The 11715-nt window shown below is 61.3% G+C and carries 12 protein-coding genes; 5 read left to right on the plus strand and 7 right to left on the minus strand.

Features of this window, described 5'->3' with window-relative positions; genetic code table 11:
• The first annotated feature begins 180 nt into the window (after positions 1-180).
• The 5 genes from napE to NQL71_RS24735 are packed head-to-tail and all read left to right on the plus strand — an operon-like array spanning position 181 to position 4245.
• Entirely contained in the window at positions 181-348 is a 168-nt protein-coding gene (gene napE, locus NQL71_RS24715; RefSeq protein WP_046817268.1) for a periplasmic nitrate reductase, NapE protein, read from the plus strand.
• 32 nt (positions 349-380) lie between these two features.
• Positions 381-641: a chaperone NapD gene (locus NQL71_RS24720; RefSeq protein WP_274643499.1), complete on the plus strand. Its 261-nt coding sequence runs from the start codon at positions 381-383 to the stop codon at positions 639-641.
• Complete coding sequence (napA, locus tag NQL71_RS24725; RefSeq protein ID WP_046817266.1) at positions 638-3142, plus strand: nitrate reductase catalytic subunit NapA; 2505 nt, start codon at positions 638-640, stop codon at positions 3140-3142. The genes NQL71_RS24720 and napA overlap by 4 nt, the downstream gene beginning before the upstream one ends.
• Before the next feature lie 11 nt (positions 3143-3153).
• Positions 3154-3639 (plus strand): nitrate reductase cytochrome c-type subunit, encoded by a 486-nt coding sequence (locus NQL71_RS24730; protein ID WP_046817265.1) that lies wholly within the window; start codon positions 3154-3156, stop codon positions 3637-3639.
• 9 nt (positions 3640-3648) lie between these two features.
• Positions 3649-4245, plus strand: coding sequence for a cytochrome c3 family protein (locus tag NQL71_RS24735; protein ID WP_046817264.1), 597 nt, complete (start codon positions 3649-3651; stop codon positions 4243-4245).
• Between the two features lie 4 nt (positions 4246-4249).
• Here the strand turns inward: NQL71_RS24735 and NQL71_RS24740 are convergent, their stop codons facing one another.
• From NQL71_RS24740 to tssA, 7 genes are all read right to left on the minus strand, one after another.
• Positions 4250-4918, minus strand: a complete 669-nt coding sequence (locus NQL71_RS24740; RefSeq protein WP_166620352.1) for an ATPase — start codon at positions 4916-4918, stop codon at positions 4250-4252.
• A 108-nt stretch (positions 4919-5026) separates the two neighbouring features.
• Complete coding sequence (locus tag NQL71_RS24745; RefSeq protein WP_046817263.1) at positions 5027-6226, minus strand: OmpA family protein; 1200 nt, start codon at positions 6224-6226, stop codon at positions 5027-5029.
• Between the two features lie 15 nt (positions 6227-6241).
• Positions 6242-6691 carry a type VI secretion system baseplate subunit TssE gene (gene tssE, locus NQL71_RS24750; protein WP_274643500.1) on the minus strand — a complete coding sequence of 150 codons (450 nt, stop codon included), beginning with the start codon at positions 6689-6691 and terminating at the stop codon, positions 6242-6244.
• A 3-nt stretch (positions 6692-6694) separates the two neighbouring features.
• Positions 6695-7231 carry a type VI secretion system lipoprotein TssJ gene (gene tssJ, locus NQL71_RS24755; protein WP_046817261.1) on the minus strand — a complete coding sequence of 179 codons (537 nt, stop codon included), beginning with the start codon at positions 7229-7231 and terminating at the stop codon, positions 6695-6697.
• On the minus strand, positions 7212-8309 hold the full coding sequence (gene tssG, locus NQL71_RS24760; protein ID WP_077185766.1) for a type VI secretion system baseplate subunit TssG: 1098 nt from the start codon (positions 8307-8309) through the stop codon (positions 7212-7214). Before tssG ends, tssJ begins: the two co-directional genes overlap by 20 nt.
• A complete protein-coding gene (tssF, locus tag NQL71_RS24765) occupies positions 8273-10042 on the minus strand; it encodes a type VI secretion system baseplate subunit TssF (protein ID WP_077185765.1) in 1770 nt (589 codons plus the stop codon). Before tssF ends, tssG begins: the two co-directional genes overlap by 37 nt.
• A 24-nt stretch (positions 10043-10066) precedes the next feature.
• On the minus strand, positions 10067-11653 hold the full coding sequence (tssA, locus tag NQL71_RS24770; protein ID WP_046817258.1) for a type VI secretion system protein TssA: 1587 nt from the start codon (positions 11651-11653) through the stop codon (positions 10067-10069).
• Positions 11654-11715 lie beyond the last annotated feature (62 nt).

Here is an 11715-nt window from a genome sequence, read left to right on the forward strand (position 1 = left end):
CGGTGCCTTCAGGCCCGTTCTCGCTTTTTTTAACTCATCGCTGTGATCGCTCGATGAGTTAAAACCACGCTTCTCAGAACAATGCCTATTGGCCACCGCTGGTCGACAAAACCCGCTGTAATTAAACCCTGCAAAATTTACTGATCTAGTCTGAGTGCAAGTTCGGCTGGAGCGCACTCCATGTCATTGACCGAAGAGCAAAAACCGCAGCGACGCAAGGAAATGCGCCTGTTTCTGTTTCTTGTCGTCTGCCTGTTTCCGCTACTTTCAGTCGCCATCGTCGGCGGTTACGGTTTCATCATTTGGTTTTTCCAGATGCTCTACGGCCCACCCGGACCACCCAACTAAAAGCCTTCCATCAGAGCCTGTTGGAGTCAGCCATGGACGAACCCCTGCACATAGCCAGCCTTGTGGTACTTGCCCGACCTGAACTGTTTGATGCCGTCAAAGCCAACCTGCGCCTATTGGACGGTGTGGAGTTACATCAGGAAAGTGCCGCCGGCAAACTGGTGGTAGTCCTCGAGGCCGTACACGAAAGCCAGATCCTGCAACGCATCGATCAAATCAACAATTTGCCGGGCGTGCTCAACGCCGCGCTGATCTATCACGAAATTCTCGATCCCGCGGGAGACATCCAATGAACATGTCGCGCCGAGCATTCGTCAAGGCCCAGGCGGCCGCCATCGCAGCGTCCGCAGCCGGCCTGCCGATCTTCACCACGGCCAGCAACCTGGTGACCGAGGCGGACATGGTCACCCTGGACTGGAACAAGGCGCCCTGCCGTTTCTGTGGCACCGGGTGCAGTGTGATGGTCGCGACCCGGGACAACCGAGTGGTCGCCACCCATGGCGACGTCAAGGCCGAAGTGAATCGCGGGTTGAACTGCGTGAAGGGCTATTTCCTGTCCAAGATCATGTACGGCGTTGACCGCCTGACTCAGCCGCTGCTGCGCATGACCAACGGGAAGTACGACAAGCAGGGCGAGTTCCAGCCGATCAGCTGGGACAAGGCTTTCGACATCATGGAAGAAAAATTCAAGCAGGCCCTGAAAAACAAGGGACCCGAATCGATCGGCATGTTCGGTTCGGGGCAATGGACGGTGTGGGAAGGTTATGCCGCCAACAAGCTCATGAAGGCCGGCTTTCGCAGCAACAACATCGACCCCAATGCCCGTCATTGCATGGCCTCGGCGGTGATGGGATTCATGCGCACCTTTGGCATGGATGAGCCGATGGGTTGCTACGACGACATCGAGGCCACCGACGCCTTTGTGCTGTGGGGCTCGAACATGGCGGAGATGCACCCGATCCTGTGGAGCCGGGTCACCGACCGGCGCCTGAGCTATCCGCACGTGAAAGTCGCGGTGTTGTCGACCTTCGAACACCGCAGCTTCGAACTGGCCGACATCCCCATGGTGTTCAAGCCGCAAACCGACCTGTTGATTCTCAACTACATCGCCAACCACATCATTGAAAGCGGCGCGGTCAATCAGGATTTCATCAGCAAGCACACACGCTTCGCCAAGGGCGCCGACGATATCGGCTACGGCTTGCGTGCCGATGATCCGCGGGAAAAACAGGCGAAGAATGCCGACAAGGCCAATACCTGGACGGACATGTCCTTCGAGCAGTTCGCCGCGTTCGTCAAACCCTACACCCTTGAACGCACTGCCAAAGAAACCGGGGTCGCACCCGAGCGCATCAAGGCCCTGGCCGATCTCTATGCCGATCCCAAGTGTAAAGTCGTGTCGTTCTGGACCATGGGCTTCAACCAGCACACCCGCGGGGTGTGGGCCAACAACCTGATCTACAACATTCATTTGCTCACGGGCAAGATCAGCGAACCGGGCAACAGCCCTTTCTCGTTGACCGGCCAACCGTCGGCCTGTGGCACCGCGCGCGAAGTCGGGACTTTCTCCCACCGCCTTCCCGCCGACATGGTGGTAACCAACCCGAAACACCGCGCCACCGCCGAAAAAATCTGGAAACTACCCACCGGCACCATTCAGGAGAAAGTCGGCTTTCATGCGGTACAACAAAGCCGCATGCTCAAGGACGGCGTACTTAACGTCTACTGGACCCAGGCCAGCAACAACATGCAGGCCGGGCCCAACATCATGCAGGAAGTCTTGCCGGGCTGGCGCAACCCGGAAAACTTCGTGATCGTCTCGGACGTCTACCCCACCGTTTCCGCCCAGGCCGCCGACCTGATCCTGCCCAGCGCCATGTGGGTGGAAAAAGAAGGCGCCTTTGGCAACGCCGAACGCCGCACGCAATTCTGGCATCAGTTGGTCAGCGCACCGGGGGACGCCAGGTCCGACCTATGGCAATTGGTGGAGTTTTCCAAGCGCTTCACCACCGATGAAACCTGGCCCGCCGAATTGCTGGCCAAGGCGCCGGAGTACAAGGGCAAAACCCTGTTCGAGGTGCTGTTCAAAAATGGCCAGGTGGACGAGTTTCCGGTGGAGCAGATCGAGTCCGGCTACAAGAACGATGAAGCCAAGGCCTTCGGTTTCTACCTGCAAAAGGGTCTGTTCGAAGAGTACGCCCAGTTTGGTCGCGGCCATGGCCACGACCTGGCGGCCTTCGATCGTTACCACACCGAGCGTGGCCTGCGCTGGCCTGTGGTTGACGGCAAAGAAACCCGCTGGCGTTACCGCGAGGGGCTCGACCCCTACGTGGAAACGGGCAGCGAAGTACAGTTCTACGGCTATCCGGACAAGAAGGCGATCATCTTCGCCCTGCCCTATGAGCCACCGGCCGAAGCTCCGGATGCCGACTACCCGTTCTGGCTGAGCACCGGCCGGGTCCTTGAACATTGGCACACGGGCACCATGACCCAACGGGTCGATGAACTCTACAAAGCCGTGCCGGACGCGCTGGTCTACATGCACCCCGAGGACGCCAGGGCCATGAAGGCACGCCGCGGCAGTGAAGTGAAACTGATCAGCCGGCGCGGCGAAATGCGTGCTCGCATCGAAACCCGCGGGCGCAACAAACCGCCACGCGGCCTGGTGTTCGTGCCGTTTTTCGATGCCAACAAGCTGATCAACAAGGTCACGCTCGACGCCACCGACCCGATCTCCAAGCAGACCGATTACAAGAAATGCGCCATACGCATCGAGTTGATCAGCGTGGCTTGAGGAGAACCGCCATGACTTTTCGCATCCTGCCGTTGTTCCTGCTCGCCGTGATGGGCGCGGTGATCGCCGCCGAGGTCGACTACCCACTGGATGCACCGGGCCCGGACGGACGCCGGCCCGGCGGCACCCTGACGCAAAACGCGCCTGCGCCACCACTGGCCGAGGATGAAAACAAGGACCTCAAGCGCGAGCGCAATTATCCTGACCAACCGCCAACCATCCCCCACAGTATTCGCGGCTATCAGATCGACAGGAACGGCAATAAATGCCTGTCCTGTCACAGCCGGGCCAACAGCCCACGCAGCCAGGCGACGATGATCAGCATCACCCACTACATGGACCGCGACGGCCAGGCGCTGGCGGCTGTCTCACCGCGTCGCTACTTCTGCAACCAATGCCATGTGCCGCAAAAAGATGTGCTGCCGCTGGTGGGCAACAGCTTCGAGACCATCGACAAAATCCTGCAAGACGACGCCAACGCGGCGCAGAAACCTTGAGGAGGCGCCATGAAAGCACTGTTCGCCCTGCTTAAGGACTACTGGGGCATCCTGTGTCGGCCGAGTGTGTATTTCAGCCTGGGTTTTTTGACACTGGGCGGTTTTATCGCCGGGATCATTTTCTGGGGGGGATTCAACACGGCACTGGAACTGACGAACACCGAGAAATTCTGCATTTCCTGCCACGAGATGCGCGATAACGTGTTTGTCGAACTGCAGGACACCATCCACTACACCAACCGCTCGGGCGTGCGTGCGAGTTGCCCGGATTGTCACGTGCCCCATGAATGGACCCACAAGATCGCACGTAAGATGCAGGCATCGAAGGAGGTCTGGGGCAAACTGTTCGGCACCATCGACACCCGCGACAAGTTCCTCACCCTGCGCCGTGAACTGGCGGAACATGAATGGGCCAGGCTCAAGGCCAACGATTCGCGCGAATGCCGCAACTGCCACAACTTCGAGTTCATGGACTTTACCCGCCAGGGCAAACGTGCGGCGGCCATGCACTCGACCTCACTGGCCAAGGGAGAGGCAACCTGCATCGACTGCCACAAGGGCATTGCGCACAAGCTACCCGATATGAGCGGCGTCAAAGGCTGGTAGCTGTTCAGTTGCTCGCGACATGAACCACATGGCTAGCCGTCACCAGTGACTTCAACGACGCATCGAACTGTTTCAACGCATTCACCTGCAACACCGTTTGCTGATTGATCTGCGCGGCAATCTGCGGCGCGGCCTTGCCATGCACCCACACCGAGGGCATCTGCTCGGCACGTGAACCTGCAGCCTGGCCGATGTATTGCAGGTTCGCATCGTAGAACTTGGCCACGAACCGCGCTTCAACCTGATTGTTGCGTTTCGACACCAGGCGACTGTAGGTGTCGAGCATCACCACCACATCCGGATGCGCCTGCAGCGCCGCATCAAGGCTGTCGTATACCGTCACCGCCGCGAACTCTTTGTGCAACGATGCCAGCAACCATCCGATCGCCCGTTGCGGATCGGAACTGTCGACGAACGCCTGGCTGATCCGCGAATCCAGCCCGGGGTTCTGCGCCCCCTTCACCGCCACATCGTGGTAGCTCTCCAGGTATTGCTGGGTATTGAGGGTGTTTTGGGTGTAGAGCACCGCCACTGTTTGCGAGTGTTGCAAACGGGTGGCGCTGTCTGCAATCGACGGGAAGTGACAGGTCGCATCGGCAGCAATGGCCGGTGCAGTGGCAGCGATGCCACCGCTGAATACGGCGACAAAAGCCAGCAGGGTCGAGAGTCTCATCGCGCTTATTCCTTCAATGGCGAGATCGGTATCACGCTATCTTCCTCCCTTGGTGGAAAAACTGAACTTGCATTGCTTGATGATGGGTATCGAGCAAATGAATGGTTGCTATGACGGCACCTGCTCGCCGGGTTTTCCGCAGGCACCGACCTGAGGCACCAGATGAATATCGACACGCCGGTTGGCCGCGCGCCCTGCTTCGCTGTCGTTGCTGGCGATTGGCTGGCTGTCGGCAAAACCCTGCACAGCGAAGCAACTGTCGGGAATATCTCCCATCCGCTGCATCCAGCTGCGCACCGCTGAAGCGCGAGCATGGGACAACTGCAAATTCTGCTCGGCATTGCCCTTGGCATCGCTGTGCCCGGCGATGACGATCAACCAGTCAGGTTGGGCCTTGATGTCGACCAGGGCACTGATCAAGACCTTGGTCGAGCCGGGCTTGAGCTCGGCACTCCCGGGGGCGAACAGGGACAGGCTGTCCAAACGTACGGGCTCGGGCACCACGGCTGGCGTCTGGAAGACACTGGTGAGGCGATTCACGCCCTCCTTGCCCGGGTTCGCCAGCCAGGTTGTCCATACGACACCCGCAGCCAAGGTAATTGTCGCGGCAGCCGCGAACAGCCAAGGGACAACATGATGCCTCCTTCTCTGCTGACCGCCCGCCAGCACCACAGGCATCGGTGGTGTCGGCAGGACCACCACCGGCATCACCTGGGGCGGTTGCGGCAGTCTCGTGGATAACGCCACCGCGTCGAACAGCCCATGGGATTGCCCATGGCTCTGGGCGTGGCTCTGTGCAAGTCGCTGCAGCAGGCTATCGACTTGCTGGCGCAGAGCGTGCAAGGAGCCCGGCGGGGGCTGCCCCTCTTGACCCAGTCGTGCATGCAGGCGCTCCAGCCCAGCGCCCAATTGGGCAATGGCAGGCAGACTCCAGTGTTGCAGCTCCAGGCTGCGCAACAGGGGCTGCAGGCGCGCGAACAACCAAGCCAGGATGTCCAGGCGCGCCGGCTCCATCGCGGGCCACAGGGTCGGCCATTCGCAGACCAGCGCCTCGGTCAGCGCTATACCCTGAGTCATGCCCTCGAGGCCATGACGGTGACTACGGGCCAGTACGAAAGCCGCGGCTGTTTGCAACTCCGCACCGTTGTGCTGGAACAACGCCAGGCACAACTGCTCCACCTTGGCCCAATCCACATCCGGGCAGGCCGGATGACTCAGTCTGGCCAATTCCTCCCGCAGCACCTTGAACTCACTGAAGGCACTTGGATCACCGCCGAGCCTGATTCGCATTTCAAACAACGCTGTCATCGCGCATTCCTTTTGTTAACCAATTCCCGACATCGACAGGTAGTGCTGGCGCTTCAAGTGACGCACCAGGACATTGCCACCTGGCGTCAGGCTGGTGCCGAAGGTCACACGCCGCCCCCCTATGAGTTGCACCTCGAGGCTGTACTCCAGATGACCCGGTCGGGTCTGGGGCAAGAGCTCGATGTCAATCGTGGCCACCCGCGGCTCGTACTTGGCCAGGGTGTCGGCCATGGCACTCATCAGTCCATGCGCCGATCCGGGCAGGCCCTGGAGGATCTGACCCATGTCCGGCAAACCATAATCGGGCAGATGCTCGAGCGCGCCGGCCCGGCTGTTGAGGATGCGGCGCAGGTTGTCCAGCACCGAGAGCGTGCACTGATCCTCTTCGGCGACCTGATGCAGGTCCAGTTCGCCGTCGAAGTTCTGCAGGAGTGTCTCGTACAGGGAGGGATTGAGATCGCCCATCCGTTACTCCTTGGCCAGCGGGCGCAGGGTAAGGCGGTTGCCCCCCAGCTCGATCACCCGCACCCGGTCCGGGTCGAGGTCATCGCGGGCCAGGGTCAGGCGCCAGCTATCGGTCCGGCTATCGAACTCCCGGAACAAGGCAACCACGGCAACGTAGCGTGCCTGCTTGTCCAAGGGGATGTTCAGTTGCGCGCCCTCGTCGGGCTTGATCACCAGGGTTCGCTTGTCCAGCAGGTCGACACTCAGCACGCGCTCATCATGGCTGAGCAAGCTGTCGTAGTTCGCCCTTTCCAGCGCCTTGCGGTCGCGCAGTTGATACACCCGCACCAGGGTCGGCACGGATAACGCATTCATGTCGATCCCGGCGGTGTTCAGTGCCGCGCGCCCGCTGAGGTCCAGGCGCAGTGTTTTCACTTGTTTGTAGAAAATCGCCTCGGTGGTCGAGGTCGTTGCGTCTGTCACGCTCTGGGTCACCCCGCATCCGCCGAGCACTACACCGAACGCGGCGATAGCCAATGATTTAGAAACGGTACGCGACATACTTTATCTCCCTTTCCCGGGGGTTGTCCTGCAGGCCTTGATAGCGGCCCAGGTTGATCGTGACGGTGGTGCTTTCGCCGGCCTGCCAGGCATCGCTGCCCAGGCCCAGCACCCCGGTCATGCCCAGCAAAATCTGCGCTCGTCCCAACAGCGGTGTCGGCAGGCTGTGCAGGGGCAACGACAGCTGCAGCTTTGCAGTGCAGCGCCAGCCCAGATACACGCGCAGCAATGCCCGCAGATCGTTGTACAACTGGCCACCCGGCAGCCAGCCACGTGCCTCGTGCCGGTCTTCGGTGAACAGCGCCAGGTGCAGTTGACTGTTTGCGTCGTAGGCGACACAGCCCAAGGGTGTGCCCTGGGACAGTCGCACCGGCTGTGTCGGGGACAGCCTCGCCGGTTGCGCCAATAGCACTTTGCGCGGCCAGTGGGGAGTCACCTGTGTACGGGTTTCGGGGGCCAGCAGCTTGACCAGCGCAGCGATGCCTTCGGCGTTGCGGGTGGGCAGGCGCATTACGCTGAGCAAGGCAAGGAAGCGCGATATCGGCGTGCCAACCTGCCTGGCCGTTCCGGGAATGCCCAGGCCAATCAGCCCCAACAGGCATTGCGAAGTCGCATCCGAGCCGCCGGCTTCGAAGGTTGCCGGATAGGAGTACTTGCGCCATATCCGGTAGAACTGGGTAAAGATCCGGTGGTTGAAAATGTCCAGGAAGGCTTCAAGCGCCTCGTGCCCCTCCCGTCGTTGGGCGATATCGTCCAGAAAAGCCGTCGGCAATGGCGAGTCCACACCGTACAGACCCAGCAGGCGCGTGCGCACTGTGGCCGGACGCCCAGGGTGTTTGTCGTCGGTTTCAATCGCCTTCAATTCACCGGCAGGGAAACCCATGCCGGGGTCTGGTCGAAAACGTACCGGGTCATCCGCCGGCGACGTTGTGCTGCCCAGTGGCGGGTGGTCGGGCAACGCCCGTTCGAGCAACTGGCAGAAGCGATACAGATCGGCTTCGGCCACCCGCCCCTGCAGTGCCTCGAGCAGACCGCCGGCTTTCAGCCGGGAATACGCTGACTGTGGTTCTCGTTCCATCGCAGGCACTTCCCAGAAGGTTGAAGGATCAGCGTGAGCTGGTTGTAGAGGTGGATGTCGGCGTAGAGGCCGAAGAACCGATTGAGCATTTCGCCGAACAGGCTGATGTCGCCCTCTGCGCTGAAGCCGTTGGCGTCCAGGGTGACTTCGATATCCACCCCGCGCAGCAGAAAGCCCTTTTCGAAGCGCTGCACCAGGTGGTGGCCGACCTCGACAATCGCGGCCAGGCGACGCCGGTTCAACTCACTGCCCGTCCAGTCGTACAGCGCCAGCGTGCCGCGCAGCACTTCAGCGTTGTCGAGCATCGGCAGGAAATTCGAACCGAGATGGCTCAGCACCCGCCAGTGGAAGCGGTCGCGGTTGGGCGGATAACACGGCAAGGTCGGCGCACACAGGTTGCGCACTCGCAAGTCGACCTCGATGGATTGCACCGGCGTGTCGAGCAAGGTGCCTTGCAGGGCCTTGCGCGGCAGCTGGCCGTGGGTGCCAGTCAAGCGCAACGACAGGCTTTCGCTGGTGTCGAGTCGATCCTGATCGAAACCTTCGCCCCCCAGGATCAGCCAGGTGTCATGCAGGCCATTGGGGCCGCGCTTGAGTCGTGTATGGAAATAACGCTCGGGCGCTTCGTCACGCAACATGCCGCCCTTGTGACGAAAGCTGGTGAACGGCACGTATTCGTGGCGCACGGCACTCTTTGACGCAGTGACCCGATCCACCGAGTAGATTTCCGTATGACCGTCCTGCAAACGCATGGGACGAAGCAGGTAATCGGTTTGCAAGGGCGCCAAGGTCATGGGGTCGGACTCCAGCGTGAACAGGTTGATCACCGGTACGCAATTGAGGCGAATGTGCTCGGCGTTCGGCGTGAACGCTTGGGGCAACGGCTCGCTCAGCACCACCTCGAGTTCGAACCAGGGGGTATTCGGTGCCAGCTCCACCTGTTCGAGCCCGCAGAGGGTCACGAACATGAACTTCTCGCGAAAGGTGAAATACTCAAGCAGCAACTGATAGCCGCTGAAGGCACTGTCGCCTTTGGGCCACAATCGATCCTCATCGGCAAACCCCTTGGGCGAAAAATAACCCTCCAGCAGAGAGCGGCCCGCCTGGTCAGGCAGGCGTACATACAAGGCTTGAGCATTCAGGGTCAGCGCCTGATGCAGCGCACTGGCCAGTGCGGCATCGGCATTGAGGTACAACGGCAGGCGGCTCAGGTCGATCTCGCTGCAGTCGGCCATTGCCCCGCAAGTAAAGCGCAGTCGCAACAGCGAGCGACCGTCCGGTTCATAAGCCATCTGCACCGTTTCCAGCGCCAGCGGCTGTAATGTCAGGTCCTGAGTCGTGGTGTAGCGGCAACGGGTACGCAGCGGACCGATGGGTTGCGACAACACTTCGAAGCCGCTGGCGATCCGCTGGCTGCGCTTCATCTGTGCGAGCTCAGGCATCAGCTCGACAATCGAGAGCGATGGAATGGTGCGCAGGTAATGCGGCCAGAGCAGGCTGACCAGGCCTTCGGTCAGCTCCGGCAGGTCATCGTCGAGTTTTTCCCGCAGCCGCCCCATCAGGAAGGCAAAACCTTCAAACAGGCGCTCCACATAGGGGTCGCGCGCGCCCGACTTGTCCAGGTTCAGTTGGGCCGCCCGGTCCGGAAAGGCCTCCGCGAACTCCTTGCCGGCCTCGCGCAGGTAGCGCATCTCGGCGTCGAAATATTGCAGTGTCAGATTGTCGATGCTCACAGTAAGAATCCTGATAAAAGAGGTTTAGCCACAAAGTACTGCGGCACGTACCGGGTCGACCGCCACCAGCGCTGCCAGCAGCGCCTCCATCCGCCGGGCCAAGGTGGGCTTGTCCGCGTCATTGCGTTGAGCCTTCAAGCGCAACAGCTTGAGCAGGCGCGCCTTGACCTCGAAACTCAGTTCCGATTCCCATTCCGCCAGCCCATGGCGTTGCCCGCTGGCATCCAGTTCGCCCAGCAGGTGAATGGCCAGTTCGCTCTTGCCGTATTGCTCGGCCACCCGTGCCATCAGCAGGCGCAACAGCCAGCGCTGGCGACCGGTATGGATGCCCGGGCGTGCGGCCAGCCAGGCCAGTGAGTGTTCGACGCCGTCGCTGTCGGCCTGGGCCAGGGCTTCACCTTCGAGTGACAGGATCTCGGGGTCTGCGCCGGTCGCCGCAACGGGCGGCGCCGACAGCCATTGCTGAGGGCGATTGCCACAGACGTGCTGGCCGATCCACTCGCGGGTGGTCTCGTCCGCCAGGGGCGACCCGTCGCTCCAGCACAATGCCTCCAGCCCCGGCAATCGCTCGAGGAACATGCCCAGGTCGCGCTTGGCAATGTCGGCCCAGCTGTCCTGTGGCGCAGGCTGCTTGCTCAGTGCCTGGTAGTGGTACCACTGCAGATCCAGCCAGAAATGGTTCACGCCTTCGGCGAAAATCCGCTCCACCAGATCCAACAGTTCATTGAAGCTCTGTTGCAGATGCAGGCGCTTGAGTTGTGCCCGGTATTCGCCACGGGGTGGTGTCAGGCGAGTCTTGCCGCTGGCATCCTGGAGCGGAGCTTCATGCACGGTGTCCCAGCGCAGGCTTTTCATCAGTCGATGCGCCGCCAACCAACCCTGGGGCTGCTCGCGCAGATAACCGGCCAACGCCCGGCCGCTATCCAGCAGGTCGCGCCCTGACTTGATGGCCGTGGGGTCGGGGGCGGCCGTTCGGGTGTTCGTCTCAAAGCTGGCGCTGTTCTGCGGGACCAGCGCGTCGACCCCGCCGGACTGCGCCAGCCGCGCAGACAACGCGGCATACAGCGCACCGAGGGCGGGACGCTGATCCTGTGGCCAGGCAGCCAGCCCGTGCGCCAGCCAGGCCAGCGCCGCCACCGTACGCTCGGCCTCGTTCTTCACCACTTCGGGGTACCGCGACAGGGTGTCGAGCACTTTGCTGCTCGCCAGCCACTCCAGCGCCATCTTGCGGCTGTTGGGACGCGCAGGCAGCACCTGGACGGCGTAGCGTTCCAGCATTGCGGCCAACAGGTTCAGGCCGTCGGCCAAACCCGCTTCGCCATCCCTGTGCAAGCGTGCCCATATGTAATAAGTGACCACCCGCAAATCCTTGCAGGATCCGGCCAGCAGGGTCTGCGCCAGCTCGATGACCTGTTCGACATCGGCCCCGGACAGTTTGTTGACCTCCTCACGCATGCGCTGGAAATCATCATCGCAGGCCGGGTCTTCTCCTACGGGCAAGTCCGCGCCGATCGGCTGCAACCAGGATTGCCAGTGCCCTGCCTGCGCCCGGGCAAGGCCCAGGCCATCGCGCTCCCCCAGGCAACGTTCGATCAATCTGTCCAGGCTCATTCAAACCTTCCGTTCAGTGCATAGGGCACGGCTTTTTCGTCCTTGCCGAGAAAGATCTGCGC

The organism is Pseudomonas serbica (assembly GCF_028823535.1).
Classification (GTDB): domain Bacteria; phylum Pseudomonadota; class Gammaproteobacteria; order Pseudomonadales; family Pseudomonadaceae; genus Aquipseudomonas; species Aquipseudomonas serbica.

Bases quoted from the DNA above. Each gene is read 5' to 3' on its own strand.
- napE (WP_046817268.1), top strand. From the start codon at position 181: ATGTCATTGACCGAAGAGCAAAAACCGCAGCGACGCAAGGAAATGCGC.
- NQL71_RS24720 (WP_274643499.1), top strand. From the start codon at position 381: ATGGACGAACCCCTGCACATAGCCAGCCTTGTGGTACTTGCCCGACCT.
- napA (WP_046817266.1), top strand. From the start codon at position 638: ATGAACATGTCGCGCCGAGCATTCGTCAAGGCCCAGGCGGCCGCCATC.
- NQL71_RS24730 (WP_046817265.1), top strand. From the start codon at position 3,154: ATGACTTTTCGCATCCTGCCGTTGTTCCTGCTCGCCGTGATGGGCGCG.
- NQL71_RS24735 (WP_046817264.1), top strand. From the start codon at position 3,649: ATGAAAGCACTGTTCGCCCTGCTTAAGGACTACTGGGGCATCCTGTGT.
- NQL71_RS24740 (WP_166620352.1), bottom strand. From the start codon at position 4,918: ATGAGACTCTCGACCCTGCTGGCTTTTGTCGCCGTATTCAGCGGTGGC.
- NQL71_RS24745 (WP_046817263.1), bottom strand. From the start codon at position 6,226: ATGACAGCGTTGTTTGAAATGCGAATCAGGCTCGGCGGTGATCCAAGT.
- tssE (WP_274643500.1), bottom strand. From the start codon at position 6,691: ATGGGCGATCTCAATCCCTCCCTGTACGAGACACTCCTGCAGAACTTC.
- tssJ (WP_046817261.1), bottom strand. From the start codon at position 7,231: ATGTCGCGTACCGTTTCTAAATCATTGGCTATCGCCGCGTTCGGTGTA.
- tssG (WP_077185766.1), bottom strand. From the start codon at position 8,309: ATGGAACGAGAACCACAGTCAGCGTATTCCCGGCTGAAAGCCGGCGGT.
- tssA (WP_046817258.1), bottom strand. From the start codon at position 11,653: ATGAGCCTGGACAGATTGATCGAACGTTGCCTGGGGGAGCGCGATGGC.